Here is a 15,898-nt window from a genome sequence, read left to right as displayed (position 1 = left end):
CGCGCCATTCCAATCAACAAGGGAGACTATGAATGAAAAACTGGATCAAGGTTGCATCTGCCGCAGCAATTGGCATTGCACTGAGTGCTTCGGCAGCAAGTGCTGCCTGGGAAAAAGTCGTTATCGCGACCGAGGGTGCCTACCCTCCGTTCAACATGATGGACGACAATGGCAACCTCATCGGTTTCGACGTTGATTTCGCCAACAAGCTTTGCGAAACCGCAAAGATCGAATGCGAAATCGTTGCTCAGGACTGGGACGGCATGATCCCGGGTCTTTTGGCCAAGAAATATGACGCGATCATCGCTCAGATGTCGATCACCGAAGAGCGCAAGCGCTCCATCGATTTCTCCGACTATTACAGCAACACTCCGGCAGTGTTCGTTGGTAAGGACGGCATGAGCATCACCGCGTACAAAGACGGCGAAGTCATTGAAGACGCGCTTGATGGCATGGTGATCGGTGTTCAGCGTTCAACAACGCACGCAAACTTCCTTGAAGACAACTTCCCGGGTATCGAAATCCGCATGTACGGCACCCAGGACGAAGCCCTGCTTGACCTGACCGCTGGCCGTGTCGACGCGACCCTTGCTGACTCCGGTACCCTCGAAGCATGGGTAAACTCCGAAGAAGGCAACGGTTACGGCTTCGTTTCAAACCAGTTCGCACCGAGCGAATGGTTTGGCGAAGGTGCCGGTATCGGTATTCGCAAGGAAGACCAGGACCTGAAGGAAATCTTCAACAAAGCCCTGGCTGAAATGCTTGAAAACGGTTCTTACGAAGAACTGAACAAGAAATACTTCCCGGCGATCGATCTGCATCCGAATTGATCTGCCTTATCTATCCGGGGCGGCGAATTGTTCGCCGCCCCTCCCTTATTGTTGGGTGTTGCTTTTAATCAGGGGTGAAAAGCACGTTCGGCATCAAGGAAAGCTGGAGATACCATGCTTGATTTATACGGCCGCGGCTGGCAGATGCTTGAAGGGGGACTGGTCACAGTTCAGCTTTGCCTAACCGTTTTGCCATTCATGATTGTTATTGGTTTATTGGGCGCCTCAGCAAAGCTGTCGCGCTATCGCACACTGCGTGTGATCGGGGAAAGCTACACCGTTCTTATTCGCGGCATTCCCGAGCTGCTTGTTATTTTGTTGATTTATTTCGGCGGCACCATTGCTGTCCAAAGCCTTGCCGAAGCGATTTCCGGCAAGGAAACCCGCGTGGATATCCCTGCATTCTGGTCAGGTGTTGCTGCCTTGGCCCTGGTTCAGGGCGCATTCGCATCCGAAGTTTTCCGGGCTGCCATGCAATCGATCCCCATTGGTCAGATCGAGGCGGCGACAGCGTGCGGCATGACACCGATGCAGATTTTCATGCGCATCAAGCTACCGCAACTTTGGCGTTTCGCCCTGCCCGGGCTTAACAACCTGTTTCAGGTCCTGATCAAGGACACCGCGCTTATTTCGGTTGTTGGTGTCGAGGAAATCATGCGAAAGGCCGCCATTGGCGCCGGTACAGAGAAGGCACCGTTCACTTTCTATCTGGTGGCGATGCTTATGTTCCTTTCATTTACAACGGTTTCGCTGCTAGTCTTCAACTATCTTGAAAAGCGGGCTGCCCGCGGTGTGGCGAGGGCGTAGCAAATGTTTGAAGATTTCATATACGTTCTTGGCAAGTACGACACCTGGCTATGGCGCGGCTTTTTGCTGACCATCGAGCTGCTGGTGATTTCGGTGACGCTTGGTACGCTTTTGGCCATTCCGTTGGCTGTGGCGCGTGTTTCGAAGAAGGTCTGGATACAGGCCCTGCCCTTTGCCTTCATCTATGTCTTCCGTGGAACGCCGCTGATCGGGCAGTTGTTCATGATGTATTATGGCGTCGGGCAACTGATTGCCAACATCGACGGCATTCAGGATCATTGGACCTGGACCTATCTGCGCGACCCGTATTGGTACTGTCTGCTGACCTTCGTTCTGAACACGGCGGCCTATGTTGCCGAAATCATGCGCGGTGGCATCCAGAACGTGCCCAATGGTGAACTCGAAGCCGCCCGTGCATGCGGCATGTCGCCGTGGATTACCTATCGGCGCATTATCTTTCCCCGCATGTGGCAGATGATCTGGCCTGCCTACACCAACGATGTGATCTTTACCCTCAAGGCGACGTCGCTGGCATCGACCGTGACCATGATGGAACTAACCGGTGCTGCGCGTAAAATCGTTGCCCGTACCGCCCTTCCCTATGAGGCGTTCATATCGGCCGGTGTGATCTATTTGATTATCGTTTACTCGCTGACTTTTGGCTTCAAGGGGATCGAACGCTATCTGCGTCGCAGTGAGCAGCGCAACGAACCCAAAACAGGCAGAGCAAAAGCAGCAACCTCGGCCTAAAAAATACCCGATCAAACCCGGTATTCGGAGATAGGTACCTGTCGGCATGGTGTCGAAGGTGCTTTGATCCGGCCGGGTTGATTTGCCCCACGCCACCACCTTTCAGGATATCGAAATGCAAGAAGAACGCATTGAACTCGTCCGCCCGCAAATGGGCACCTCACGCGCTTTGACCGTGCGGCGCTTTGGCAAACCGGGCCAAGGTCCAAAGGCCTATTTCCAGGCTGCCCTGCATGCAGATGAATTGCCCGGCGTCATTACGCTGCACCATCTTGAGGCACTTCTGAAGGACGCAGACGCCAAGGGCGACATTACCGGTGAAATCGTTATTGTTCCCTTCGCCAATCCGATCGGTTTTACCCAGTATGTCGATATGAAGCCGCTTGGCCGCTTCGAAATGCGCAGTGGTCAGAACTTTAACCGTCACTACCCGGATCTGAGTGCAGCACTTATTGATGCCGTTGACGGCAAACTGGGTCAGGATGCCGAGGCCAACGTTGCATTAATCCGGACCGAGTTGCGCCGCCTGATCAAGGAACACCGCAAGGATGTCAGCCCGCTGACCGATCTGCAGGATTTGCGTCTGACACTGGCTGAGCTTGCGATTGATGCCGACTACGTCATGGATCTGCATTGCGACTGGGAAGCGCCGATGCATCTTTACATCAGCGACCATAACTGGCCGGATGCGGCGGATCTTTCGGCACAGATCGGATCAGAATGCAGCCTGATTGCAGAAATCAGTGGCGACAACCCGTTTGACGAGGCATTCAGCCGCCCCTGGGTCGAACTTCGCCGTGCTTATGGCGACAAATTCCCGATCCTGATGGCGACACTGGCAACCACGATCGAGCTGCGTGGTGATCGCGATGTCTATGATGATTACGCAATCGCTGATGCCGCCAATCTGTTCAAGTTCCTGCAACGCCGTGGTCTGATTGCAGGTGATCCGGGCGCACTGCCGGACGCCAAATGTGATGCCTCCCCGCTTGCCGGTGTGGATCGCGTGATGGCGTCACATGGTGGCATGGTTGTTTTCGCGGTTGAGGCTGGTGCAAAAGTCAAAGCCGGTCAGCAGCTTGGCTATGTCCTTGATTGTGAAACCGGCGAAAAAACCCCGTTCTCCAGCCGAACCGACGGGGTGCTGTATTCCCGTATTGGTATTCGGCTTGTCGTTCCGGGCGGATATCTGTGTTCGGTCGCGGGTGAAAAACCGCTTGAAGGACGTGAAGGTCAGCTTCTTCTGTCGAAATAGCGCGCCTTTGACGTTTCCGCGTTCTGATTGACACTGTATTTTGAGACGGATCGATTGATTGCCGAATGAAGGTTGGATACCCTTCAGGCCCTCGTTGATCCGTCTTTCTCATTCGGGCCAGATGGTCACCGATTTTGCCGATATTGACGAACCGCGCATGGCGCGTTGCAAGGAATGTTTGATGTTCGATCCGAGAACTGTTTCAGAAGTCATTTCAGTTGCCAAGAACAAGGCCGTGGCAGATGCCGAGACGGCGCGCCGCGCGATTTCTGTTCTGGATTTGACCAGTCTGAATGATGATGACAATGAACAGGTCATCGAAGCCCTGTGCAAACGCGCGCAAACGCCTGAAGGAAACACAGCAGCTGTTTGCGTCTATGCCCCGTTTATCGAAACCTCTTGGCGGGCACTCGGCCAGTCAGGTGTGAAAACCGCAACTGTGGTGAACTTCCCAGAAGGCGGCACCAATGCCCAGCGTGTTGCCGACGAGACCGCAAATTGCGTTTCCAAGGGCGCAGACGAGATCGATCTTGTCTTCCCCTACAAGGCATTTCTTGAAGGCGATGTCGCGACCGCAACGGATGTTGTCGATGCCACACGCACGGCATGCGGAACCATGACCACCATGAAGGTGATCCTTGAAAGCGGCGAGTTTGATGATCTTGGCAAGCTTTACGATGCCGCCCGGCTGGCCATCAAGCACGGGGCGAATTTCGTGAAGACATCGACCGGCAAGGTATCTGTCGGCGCAACGCCCGAAGCCGCGGTTGCAATGCTAACGGCCATTCGTGATGCCCGCGACGAGGATGGTATTAATGCCGGCTTCAAGGCATCCGGCGGAGTTAAATCAACCGAGGACGCCGCCCTTTATCTTGCGATTGCCGATCACATCATGGGCGAAGGCTGGGCAAAGCCGGAAACCTTCCGTTTCGGGGCAAGTGGCGTTTTGACCGCGTTGCTTGAAACCTGTGGTTCGAAACCGGGTGATGCACCGGCTGTGACTGGCAACTACTAGAATTTATGACTATCTGCTGGGCATCGCATTGCCCGGATAAGGTTTGAAGGAAGACATCAATGGCACGTGCCATCATTATCGTGGCGGACAGCTTCGGGATCGGTTCGGCACCGGACGCGGCAAAATTCGGTGATCAGGGTTCTGATACCCTTGGCCATATCGCAGAACAATGCGCCAAAGGCCTTGCCGATAGCGACAAGCGCAGTGGTCCACTGAATGTGCCGAACATGGTCGCACTTGGTCTTGGCGAGGCTGCCAAGGATGCCACAGGTCGTGTCCCGCCCGGGCTTGATCATGGCGGTGCAATGATCGGTGCATTTGGCCACGCCAAGGAACTATCGCGCGGTAAGGATACGCCAAGCGGTCATTGGGAAATTGCCGGTGTGCCGGTGGATTTCGATTGGGGTTATTTTCCCCTGACCGTCCCGACATTCCCGGCGGAACTGACCGATGCCCTGATCGAGCAGGCAAAATTGCCGGGCATTCTTGGTAACTGCCATGCATCGGGCACGACCATCATCGCAGAGCTTGGCGAAGAGCATATCAAAACCGGAAAACCGATTTGTTATACCTCGGCCGACAGTGTGTTTCAGATCGCCGCCCACGAGGAGCATTTTGGTCTGGAACGCCTTTATGAAGTCTGTGAAATCGCCTTCAAACTGGTTGAACCCTATAATATTGGCCGTGTGATTGCCCGCCCGTTTGTTGGTGAAACGCCTGCTGATTTCAAGCGGACCTCGAACCGTCGTGATCTTGCCGTTCCGCCCCATAAACCAACGCTGCTTGATCTGTTCAGCAAATCCGGTGGCATGGTGATTTCGGTTGGCAAAATCGCCGATATCTATGCCCATCGCGGTATTGCCAAAAAGGTCAAGGCGTCGGGGAATATGGCGCTGTTTGATGCCATGATGAAAGAAATCGACGAAGCCCCGGATAACAGCATTGTGTTCACCAACCTGGTGGACTTCGACATGGAATTCGGTCACCGTCGTGATGTCGCCGGGTATGCAAACGCGCTTGAGGAATTTGATCAACGAATTCCGGAACTGCGCGCCGCGTTAAAACCTAGTGATCTGGTGATCATTACGGCCGATCACGGGTGTGACCCGACCTGGCGCGGCAATGACCATACACGCGAATTTGTGCCGATCCTTGCCTTTGGACCGGCGATTGCGCCAGGACCATTCGGGATGCGCGAAACCTTTGCCGATATCGGCCAAACGGTTGCCGATCATCTCGGGATTGCGCCGCTGGCGACCGGAACGTCTTTCTTGAATGGATAAAGTGGAATGAACTGGCAGTTCAGACAAAGTGAAGCTTCAAACTCGCCGATCAGGATCGAGGCGATTGTCGATACGATTTGTCCGTGGTGCTATATCGGCAAGAAGCGCCTTGAAAAAGCGTTGTCACGCGAAAAGCTTGATAACCTGATCATTCATTGGCGCCCCTTCCTGCTTAACCCGGATATGCCGAGCGGCGGCATTGATCGCAAACTTTATTTATCCGCAAAGTTCGGCGGAAGCGAAAGTGCCGAACGGGTTTACAAGGCGATCGAGGATGCCGGGGCTGCGGTCGGTATCCCGTTCAGGTTTGATCTGATCAACGTAACGCCGGATTCAACGGACTCTCATCGCCTGATCTACAAGGTGTGTGCAGAACGGCCAGCGGTTGGCAATGATTTGGTCGAAGATCTGTTTGTAGCCTATTTCCTTGAAGGTCAGGATATCGGCAATCATGAACTTCTGGCCGATATCGCAGTTCGCCATGGCGAAGACAGAAACGAAATTCTGGAATATCTTGCCGGTGACATGGATCGGGAATTTGTCAGTCAGGAAAACCGGGTCGCGCATCAGATGGGCGTGACCGGTGTACCGTGCTTCCTGTTTAACAGCCGCCATGCCCTGTCCGGCGCACAGGAACCCGATATCCTTCAACGTATGATCCGACTGGCGCGGCAGGAAGAAATTCCGGTCTAAACAAGAACCCATTGAGAATTGAAAAAGGCGGAATAACAATTTGTTACCCGCCTTTTCTTTATGCGTTTCCTGCGATATCCGAAAGCCGTTTCATCAATCGTTTGAGGCCTTCAAGCCGGTCGGTCGGGCCATCCCAGCCTGCGGAATAGACGATCTTGTGATCCGGGCGCAGTCGGGCCACGCCGACCTGTTGCTGGATAAAGCCGATCAAACCGGCCGGGTTCGGGAACTCGTTATTCCGAAGCGTGATGAGTGCCCCTTTCGGGCCCGCATCAAGCTTCTCGATATTGGCAACGCGACACCATTGTTTGATGGTGACTACATCCAGAAGGTTTTCGACCTCCTTGGGCAATTTGCCAAACCGGTCAATCATTTCGGCGGCAAACTGGTCGACCTCTTCACGCGATCGCAGTTCGGAAATACGACGATAAAGACCAAGCCGCACACCAAGATCCGGCACGTAGCGATCCGGGATCAGAACCGGCATACCGATATTGATCTGCGGAACGAAGCTTGCCTCTTCGGATGCATCGATCTCGCCCTTGGCTTCTGCCACGGCTTCTTCGATCATCTGCTGATAAAGCTCGATCCCGACTTCCTTGATATGGCCAGATTGCTCTTCACCAAGCAGGTTACCTGCCCCGCGAATATCAAGATCGTGGCTCGCCAGATTGAACCCGGCACCCAAACTATCAAGGGTCTGCATGACTTCCAGTCGTTTAAGCGCGGTCGCCGTCAGTTTCTTGCCATTGGGCAAGGTCAGGTAAGCATAGGCACGCTGCTTGGAGCGTCCAATACGGCCACGCAACTGATAAAGCTGCGCCAAGCCGAACATGTCTGACCGGTGAATGATCATCGTGTTCGCGTTTGGAACATCAATACCGGACTCAATAATGTTGGTCGCAAGCAGCAGATCAAACTTACGGTCGGTGAAATCGGTCATGACCTGTTCAAGGTCACGCGCGCCCATCTGGCCGTGCGCCACATCAAACTTGATTTCCGGCACAAGGTTTTGAAGTTCCTTGGCAACCCGGTCAAGTTCATTGACCCGTGGGCAAACATAGAAAATCTGGCCGCCACGGTGGCGTTCGCGCAAGATGGCCTCGCGCACGACAACCGGGTCATAAGGAGTGATATAGGTGCGCACCGCCAAACGGTCGACGGGTGGAGTGGCAATGATCGACAGTTCCTTCACCCCGGTCAGGGCCAGTTGCAAGGTGCGCGGGATCGGTGTGGCGGTCAGGGTCAGGACATGCACATCGGATTTCAGTTCCTTCAGGCGTTCCTTGTGCTTGACGCCGAAATGCTGTTCCTCGTCAACGATCAGAAGGCCAAGGTCCTTGAAATGCACACCCGTACCCAAAAGCGCATGGGTGCCACAGACGATATCTACATGGCCGCTTTCTAGGTTCTCCTTGACCAGTTTGGCGTTCTTGCCAGTGACAAGGCGCGATAGCTGTTCAACCCTAACCGGCAGGCCTTCAAAGCGTTCCTTGAAATTCAGGTAATGCTGGCGACACAAAAGGGTCGTCGGTGCCACCACAGCTACCTGTTTGCCCGACATCACGGCGGCAAAGGCCGCGCGCATGGCGACCTCTGTCTTGCCAAAGCCAACATCGCCGCAGACAAGACGATCCATCGGCTTTCCGGCCGACAGGTCATCAAGGGTATCGCGGATCGCGCGTGCCTGATCCTCGGTTTCGGCAAACGGGAAGCCGGCGCAGAACTCGTCATAGGCGCCTTCGGGTGCCTGAAGCATGGCGCCCTTGCGCAGGTGCCGTTCGGCGGCAACCTTGATCAACTTGCCCGCCATGTCACGGATGCGTTCGCGCAGCTTGGCCTTACGGGCCTGCCAGGCAACACCGCCCAGCTTATCAAGGATCGAGATGCCTTCGTCCGATCCATAACGCGACAGGACCTCGATATTTTCGACCGGCACAAACAGTTTGTCGCCGCCATCATATTCAAGTTCAAGACAGTCATGCGGGGCGCCGCCAGCCGTCACGGTTCTCAGGCCCAAATAGCGCCCGATACCGTGTTCAAGGTGGACAACAAGGTCGCCTTCGGAAATCTCGGACGCTTCACGCAGGAAATTGTCTGCCTTGCGACGGCGTCCACCCGGGCGGCTCATGCGGTCGCCAAGGATATCCTGTTCGGTAACAAGCCAAAGGCCTTTACGCCGGAAACCACGTTCGATATCGAGGATCACGACGCCGACATGCTCAAAGGTCAGATCGTCGGTCACGTCTTCCCAGCATTCGCAGGTAACGACTTTGCCCACGCCATGTTCACGCAGTAATGACACGATGCGATCACGCGATCCATCGGAATAGGCCGCAATAACAACCTGATTTTCCTTGCCGCGCTGTGTGGTGATGAAATCACGCAGTTCGTCATACAGATTGACGTCCGCACGCGCACGCACATCGCCAAAATCACGCCCTGCCCGCGCACCAAGATCGTAAATACCGCGTTCCGGATTTTCATCATCGTAATAGGGCGAGAATTCGAGGACCGGGCGGTCTGACAACATGCGGTTAAACTCTGCCTGGTCAAGATACAGCCGTTCTGGCGGCACCGGTTTATAGACGTTGTCGCCCGATAGCCCGCCGCCCTTGATATTAAGGCGTGCCTGATAATAATCATCGATCATCTCAAGGCGGTTTTCGATGACCTCGCCGTACTGATAATCAAGGCTGATGATGGTTTCGGGTACATAGGCGAATATCGTATCCAAGCCGTCATGAAACAGCGGCAGCCAATGTTCCATCCCGCCATATTTCAGGCCGTTGGAAATTGATTCATAAAGTGGATCGGTCTGCGACACCGCGCCAAACAGCTCTCGATAGCTGCTTCGGAACCGCGAAATACTATCCGGGTCTAGATAGACTTCGCCCACGGGCAAAAGGGAAATATCCTTAACCTTGCCGACTGTCCGCTGGGTTTCGACATCAAAGCGACGGATGTTTTCGATCTCATCGCCAAAGAAATCAAGCCGTACCGGTTCCTTCATGCCCGGGGCAAAGATATCGACAATATCACCACGGACGGCGTAGTCGCCGGGTTCCATCACCTGTTCCGCGCGGTTATAACCCATGCGCTCGAAATAGGCGGTCAGCTCGGCGCGGTCGTATTCACTGCCAGCCTTAAACGCCAGCTTGCCTTTGCGCATGACCTCAACGGTCGGAACACGCTGCATTGCCGCGGCGGCGGTTGTCAGAACGATACGGCCATTTACGGCAGCGGATTCCTTGCTGTCGGCAAGGGTGGTCAGCGTTTCGACGCGCCGTGCAGTGACTTCCGAAATCGGTGAAACACGGTCATAAGGCAGGCAATCCCATGCCGGCAGCGTCAGGACTTCGATTTCACCGGCGAAGAATTGCAATGCTTCGGCCAGTTGAGCCATGCGCTTGTCATCGCGCGCCACGTGAAGAACGGTCTTGTTCTTGCCCGCACTATCAAGCAGTTCACGCAGGATCAGGGCGTCTGCGCCTTCCGGCACACCGCCTACCCGTTTGCGACCATTGGTCGATATGATTTCTTTGAGTTTGTTCAATGTCTTGTCAGGCGTTGCTCAGGTCCCGGATCATGCGCAGGACATCCGTGTCATACTGTGCAGGTGCCGCTTCCTTGCCGGTTGCCCATTTGAAGAAATCGGCATCCGGTACTTCGTTGATCAGGATTTCAAATCTATCAAGTTGTTCTGCCGTCAGGGTCGCCAGATGCTTGTCCATGAAACGGCCCATCAGGATATCGTTCTCCTTGGTGCCACGATGGCTTCCACGGAACAGCAGCTTTTTACGGCGCATTTCAAGGTCCGATACGGTGTCGGTCATTCTTCGATCTCCTGACTTCCTGTGCAGCGCCTTGCGGGCGGCCACTGCAGCCTGTTCTGTGGCATGGTTTGTACGGCAAAATCTCCTACGGGTCCATGCCGTGATCGGGTCATTTTGTATCAAATGATGACTTGATGGTTGTGGCGGGATAGTTTTGTTGTATACCCGTGCCATAAACACAATTGTTCTATTAACGTTCTCATCGAAAGTTTCAACGAAAACCGACATGCGCCCGGAAATTCTGTTCCCGCTTTTTGCTGAAATTGACACGCTGGCCGGTATCGGTCCGCGCTTAAAGCCGCTGGTAGCGCGCCTAATTGGCGGGGAACATGTCGCCGATCTGCTTTGGCATTTGCCATCGGGCATTATTGATCGCCGGTTTTCGCCCGACCTTTCGGACACCATCGACGGCTCGGTCGTCACCATGGATGTCTGGGTCGAACGCCATGAGCCCGCACCCAATCGTCGTCGCCCCTATCGCGTGATCTGCAAAACGCAAAGCGGTACGCTTGTTTTGGCGTTTTTTAACGCGCGGGCCAAATACCTCAATGAGGTTTTGCCGGTTGGTGAAAAACGGATTGTTTCGGGTAAGATCGATCATTATCGCGGGGAGTATCAGATCACCCATCCCGACCGGATTGGTACAGAGGCAGAACGTGCTGAAATCCAGACGGTTGAGCCGATCTATCCGATGTCGGCCGGGGTCACAGGCAAGACGCTGACCAAGGCGGTACGCGGTGCGCTTGAAACGCTTCCCGATTTGCCAGAATGGCATGACCCGGCACTGGTCGCGCGCCATAAATGGCCCGATTTGAAAACGGCACTCTACACCATCCATAATCCACAGGATGAAACAGACCTGTCACCCGATCATCCAGCCCGCAAGCGGCTTGCCTATGACGAGTTGTTGGCCAATCAACTGGCCCTGACATTGATCCGGGCAAAGATGCGCAAGCTTGGCGGGCGTGTGACCAAGGGGGACGGACGCCTGCGTGCGGCACTCGGTGACCACCTGCCCTTTGCCATGACTGGTGCGCAGCAACGCGCACTTGGCGATATCTATGACGATATGGCAAGCGAAGGCCGCATGCTCCGCCTATTGCAGGGCGACGTTGGATCGGGCAAGACCGTGGTCGCCTTGATGGCGATGTTAAATGCCGTTGAATGTGGACGTCAGGCCGCCCTCATGGCACCAACCGAGATTCTGGCGCGCCAGCATTTTGAAACGATTTCGCCGCTTTTGGAGAAAATCGGCATCAAATGCGCCATCCTGACCGGGCGCGATAAAGGCAAGTCGCGCAAGGCTGCGCTTGAAGGCTTTGCCAACGGCGAAGTCCAGATTGCGGTCGGAACGCACGCCCTGTTTCAGGATGACGTGATGTTCCACGATCTTGCCTTCGCGGTTGTCGATGAGCAGCATCGCTTTGGCGTGCACCAGCGCCTTATGCTGGCTGGCAAAGGTCAGGCGGTTGATGTGTTGGTTATGACCGCGACGCCTATTCCACGCACGCTGACCCTGACCGCCTTTGGCGATATGGAAGTTTCCAGGCTGGATGAAAAACCACCGGGGCGCAAGCCGGTTGATACCCGCGTACTGCCGATCGACAAGGTAGATGATGTCATTTCCGGCATCGGGCGTGCGATGCGCAGCGGCACCAAGATTTATTGGGTCTGTCCACTGGTCGAGGATTCCGAGATTCTTGACCTGCAAGCCGCCGATGAACGGTACCGGGTGCTGGCAGAACTGTTTGGTCAGGATCGCGTCGGCCTTGTCCATGGCAAGATGAAGGGCAAGGAAAAGGACGAGGTGATGGAAAAGTTCGCCCATGGCGACACATCCATCCTCGTTGCAACCACTGTGATCGAGGTCGGTGTTAACGTGCCTGAAGCAACGATCATGGTAATTGAACATGCTGAACGCTTTGGCCTTGCCCAGCTTCATCAGCTTCGCGGGCGGATTGGCCGTGGAGATGCGGCATCGACCTGTTTGCTGCTGTATGGCAACCCGCTTGGACAGGTTTCCAAGGCGCGCCTCAAAATCATGCGCGAAACCGAGGACGGGTTCATCATCGCCGAAGAAGACCTGAAACTTCGCGGCGCGGGCGAGGTTCTTGGCACCCGTCAAAGCGGCCTTCAGGAATACCGGCTGGCCAATCTTGAGCTGCATGGTGATTTGCTTGCGATTGCCCGCGATGATGCGCGCCTGATCGTCGATCGCGACCCCGACCTGCAGAAGGCGCGCGGCGATGCGTTGCGTTTGTTGTTGTACCTGTTTGAACGCGACGAAGCGGTTCGATATTTCCGATCAGGATAACAAAGAACAAAGGGCGCACCGGTTGGATGCGCCCTTTTAAATTTCAAGCCATGAGAGGCAATGTTATCACGCGTCTTCGGGCGTTTTACCGTCTTTGGATTTTGGCTCGGACGTTTTGGATGGTTCCATCCGGGCCGGAATGTCTCGCGACACAAGAATCGGAACGTTTTCCTTTTCACGCAACGTATCGACATCCTCGTATGTCTTGGCGGCGACCTGCGGATGATTGCGTTGTTCGGCCGGGCGACGATCCGGCGGGGTTACGATACCGCCTGACATCACCATTTTAATGGCCTCTTCGACCGTCATATCAAGGATGACAACATCCCGGCGCGGAACGAACAGCAAAAAGCCGGATGTCGGGTTTGGCGTGGTCGGCAGGAAGATGTTGATGACCTTGTCTTCGGTCAGGTTTTGCACCTCACCTGTGGTCTCGCCGGTGATAAAGCCAATCGCCCACATGCCGCGGCGCGGATATTCCAGAAGAACCGCCTGCCGAAAGGCATTCGACTGATTGGCCAAAACCGTTTCAAGGATCTGTTTAACGGCACCATAAATGCTGCGTACCGCCGGAATACGGCCAAGAATCCGTTCGTAAAGCTTAATTAATGCCCGACCGGCAAAGTTGGTCGTGAACCAGCCAACAACGGTGATGAAAACGATAATGACCAAAAGGCCAAATCCGGGGATGCCGTATTCCTGATAACCGACGGGAAGATAGGATTCCGGATTGTAATGCGCCGGGATCAGCGGAATGACTTTGCTGTCGACGAATTCAATAAACCACCAGGCAAGCCCGAAGGTAATCGCAAGAGGCGCGCTGACCAGCACACCAGTAAGGAAATAGGCTCTTATCCGGGCAAACATACCTGGGCTTGGGAGGACGTGCTCCGAACCTTTGTTTTCCGGATCATCGTTGTCGTCGCGCTTGGCGTTCATTGAGCACCTGTGCAGAAGAGCCAAATGTCAAAAGCCGAAACTTGAGATTAGTCTTTGGCTTTTGGTCATTGTACGTGAGAATATGGCAAAGCTGGGACTTAAAGCCGGGTTATTCCCGCTTATTAAAGTGATAGCAGTATTCAAGTTTGCGGTGCAACCAACAAACCGTAATTTGCAGATCAGAATTGTTGTGGAGACGTTTTGCAGGTCTGGATTGTTGAATATATTTACGATGATGACGGTTCGGTTGGGATAAAAACGGCCAAGGTTCGTGCTCCTGATTACGATACCGCGCGGCAGTTCGCCATCGGTGACGCGCCATCGAAAGATTTTGTGATGTCACTCCATCCGGAGTCAGAAGAACAGTTTCTTGGAACACCCGGTATTCGTGCCCGAGAAATGACCGGTAAGGTCGTACATGAGGTCCCTGACCCGGACGATGATTTGGAAGAAGACGATGACGATTACTGAACTTGATCAGCGAACCTTTCTGCCGCGTCCTCTTGTCGGTGTTGGTGCCGTTGTCTGGCACAAGGACCATGTTCTTTTGATCCAGCGGGGCAAGGAACCGCATGCCGGCACCTGGAGCCTTCCGGGCGGTGCGCAGGAACTCGGTGAAACGGTGCGCGATGCCGTTTGCCGCGAAGTGCTGGAAGAAACCGGGGTCAAAATCTCAAGCCCGATCCTGGTCGATGCGGTGGACATGATTTCCACCAATGATGACGACAAGGTCGAATATCACTACACGCTGATTGATTTTGTCGCGGTGGCGCTTAATCCCGATATCACGCTTGGCGGTGATGCGGCTGACGCCAAGTGGGTCAGTGTCAAGGACGTGACCAAATACGCACTTTGGAACAAGACCATTGAAGTTATTGCGAAATCACGTGATGTGCTCTCATCCGGGTGACCCACTGACAATCTAAGCAAGACCAACGGAATGAGAAAAAGGCGGCACCCATGAGGATGCCGCCTTTTGATTTTGTCTATTTAAGCTTTGTTACGCTGCTGAATGCTGCGTCAGGACGCTTTCCTGAATTTTCTTGAACGCGCGTGCCTCAAGCTGACGGACGCGCTCACGGCTGACGCCAAAACGTTCACCAAGCTTTTCAAGCGTGATCGGATCATCGCTGAGGAAACGGGCCTTGATGATTTCCTGTTCACGTTCAGGCAATTCGCCAAGTGCGTTTTTCAGCATGCCGTTATGAAGAACACGTTCTTCGGCATCGGCAACCAGTGCTTCCGGGCTCGGTGCGTCAGACGACAGGGTATCGAGATATTCCATCCCCTCGTCTTTCGGCATCGGCGTATTGAGCGAGAAATCGCGCGCCGCAAGACGGCGGTTCATTTCAAGCGCTTCACGACCGGTCACACCAAGTTTTTCAGCAACCTGATCAGCTTCCTCTGGCGAAAGTTCGCCATTGTCATAAATATTAAGCTGACGCTTGGCTTTACGCAGGCTGAAGAACAGTTTCTTCTGCGCTGCCATGGTGCCGAGTTTGACCATCGACCAGCTTTGCAGGATGTATTCAGTCACCGCAGCACGGATCCACCACATCGCATAAGTCGAGAGGCGGAAACCACGTTCCGGATCGAACTTCTGCACGGCGCGCATCAGGCCGGTATTGCCCTCTGCAACGAGGTCTGCCATCGGCAGGCCATAGCCGCGATACCCAAAAGCGATTTTGGCAACAAGACGCAAGTGACTGGTAACAAGTTTGTGGGCGGCCTCGGTGTCATCATGGTCCTGATAACGGTGGGCCAGCATGTATTCTTCGTCCGCCGTAAGCATCGGGAATTTCCAGACTTCACGGAGATAGCCCGAGAAACCCTCTTCCTGGGAAACAGCAGGTAGTTTAATGGCGCTCATTCTATGTCCTCCTGAGAGGTTTACACGTCGGCATCTATTCTTAGTACGGAGTCCGTCAGAAGCTAGATGACGTGCAAACACTATCGGTTGTGAATTAATTCACGTGGACGACCGGATTTTGTCAGAAAAGAAGCGTGGTCCGGTCGTAACTCATTCCAAGGTCACCTATGGAAGAGGACAGTAGACGCAAATAAGAAGTTCATTCATCGTGTCTCATCCTTACTCGAAGCAAATCGACAATTTACATGTCCGCCAATTGGCCGGACGTTGATCCGGCGGTGCCTATGGGCCCCCACCCGCATTTAT

The 15,898-nt window shown here is 54.4% G+C and carries 14 protein-coding genes; 10 read left to right on the top strand and 4 right to left on the bottom strand.

Going from position 1 to position 15,898, the window contains the following annotated elements:
• Positions 1–32: 32 nt before the first annotated feature.
• The 7 genes from TH4_RS12420 to TH4_RS12390 all read left to right on the top strand — a co-directional run bounded on the left by TH4_RS12420 (position 33) and on the right by TH4_RS12390 (position 6,633).
• Entirely contained in the window at positions 33–830 is a 798-nt protein-coding gene (locus TH4_RS12420) for a transporter substrate-binding domain-containing protein (RefSeq protein WP_063089584.1), read from the top strand.
• 114 nt (positions 831–944) lie between these two features.
• Entirely contained in the window at positions 945–1,637 is a 693-nt protein-coding gene (locus tag TH4_RS12415; protein WP_064781354.1) for an ABC transporter permease, read from the top strand.
• A 3-nt stretch (positions 1,638–1,640) separates the two neighbouring features.
• Entirely contained in the window at positions 1,641–2,387 is a 747-nt protein-coding gene (locus TH4_RS12410) for an ABC transporter permease (protein WP_008891029.1), read from the top strand.
• A gap of 115 nt (positions 2,388–2,502) precedes the next feature.
• Positions 2,503–3,642, top strand: a complete 1,140-nt coding sequence (locus TH4_RS12405; protein WP_064781353.1) for a succinylglutamate desuccinylase/aspartoacylase family protein — start codon at positions 2,503–2,505, stop codon at positions 3,640–3,642.
• Between the two features lie 181 nt (positions 3,643–3,823).
• Entirely contained in the window at positions 3,824–4,657 is an 834-nt protein-coding gene (gene deoC, locus TH4_RS12400) for a deoxyribose-phosphate aldolase (RefSeq protein ID WP_245227856.1), read from the top strand.
• A gap of 59 nt (positions 4,658–4,716) precedes the next feature.
• Entirely contained in the window at positions 4,717–5,940 is a 1,224-nt protein-coding gene (locus tag TH4_RS12395; RefSeq protein WP_064781352.1) for a phosphopentomutase, read from the top strand.
• Positions 5,941–5,946: 6 nt separating this feature from the next.
• Positions 5,947–6,633 carry a DsbA family oxidoreductase gene (locus tag TH4_RS12390; protein WP_083997084.1) on the top strand — a complete coding sequence of 229 codons (687 nt, stop codon included), beginning with the start codon at positions 5,947–5,949 and terminating at the stop codon, positions 6,631–6,633.
• 58 nt (positions 6,634–6,691) lie between these two features.
• Here TH4_RS12390 and mfd read toward each other — a convergent pair whose 3' ends face one another.
• Both mfd and TH4_RS12380 read right to left on the bottom strand, forming a co-directional pair.
• Complete coding sequence (mfd, locus tag TH4_RS12385) at positions 6,692–10,189, bottom strand: transcription-repair coupling factor (protein ID WP_064781351.1); 3,498 nt, start codon at positions 10,187–10,189, stop codon at positions 6,692–6,694.
• 7 nt (positions 10,190–10,196) lie between these two features.
• Entirely contained in the window at positions 10,197–10,469 is a 273-nt protein-coding gene (locus TH4_RS12380; protein WP_063089593.1) for an FAD assembly factor SdhE, read from the bottom strand.
• A 226-nt stretch (positions 10,470–10,695) separates the two neighbouring features.
• On the opposite strand from TH4_RS12380, the gene recG reads away from it, so the two are divergent.
• Positions 10,696–12,783 carry an ATP-dependent DNA helicase RecG gene (gene recG, locus TH4_RS12375; protein ID WP_064781350.1) on the top strand — a complete coding sequence of 696 codons (2,088 nt, stop codon included), beginning with the start codon at positions 10,696–10,698 and terminating at the stop codon, positions 12,781–12,783.
• A gap of 66 nt (positions 12,784–12,849) precedes the next feature.
• On the opposite strand, the gene TH4_RS12370 is transcribed toward recG, so the two are convergent.
• Entirely contained in the window at positions 12,850–13,722 is an 873-nt protein-coding gene (locus TH4_RS12370) for a DUF502 domain-containing protein (protein ID WP_064781349.1), read from the bottom strand.
• 201 nt (positions 13,723–13,923) lie between these two features.
• Between TH4_RS12370 and TH4_RS12365 the strand changes: the two genes are divergently transcribed.
• Both TH4_RS12365 and TH4_RS12360 read left to right on the top strand, forming a co-directional pair.
• Positions 13,924–14,193: a hypothetical protein gene (locus TH4_RS12365; protein WP_008891020.1), complete on the top strand. Its 270-nt coding sequence runs from the start codon at positions 13,924–13,926 to the stop codon at positions 14,191–14,193.
• Positions 14,180–14,632: an NUDIX hydrolase gene (locus tag TH4_RS12360; protein ID WP_008891019.1), complete on the top strand. Its 453-nt coding sequence runs from the start codon at positions 14,180–14,182 to the stop codon at positions 14,630–14,632. Before TH4_RS12365 ends, TH4_RS12360 begins: the two co-directional genes overlap by 14 nt.
• Positions 14,633–14,722: 90 nt before the next feature.
• On the opposite strand, the gene rpoH is transcribed toward TH4_RS12360, so the two are convergent.
• On the bottom strand, positions 14,723–15,592 hold the full coding sequence (gene rpoH / locus TH4_RS12355) for an RNA polymerase sigma factor RpoH (protein ID WP_008891018.1): 870 nt from the start codon (positions 15,590–15,592) through the stop codon (positions 14,723–14,725).
• Positions 15,593–15,898 lie beyond the last annotated feature (306 nt).

This window comes from Thalassospira tepidiphila MCCC 1A03514 (genome assembly GCF_001662875.1).
In the GTDB taxonomy this organism is placed as follows: domain Bacteria; phylum Pseudomonadota; class Alphaproteobacteria; order Rhodospirillales; family Thalassospiraceae; genus Thalassospira; species Thalassospira tepidiphila.
This window is presented reverse-complemented; position numbering and strand designations above follow the sequence as displayed.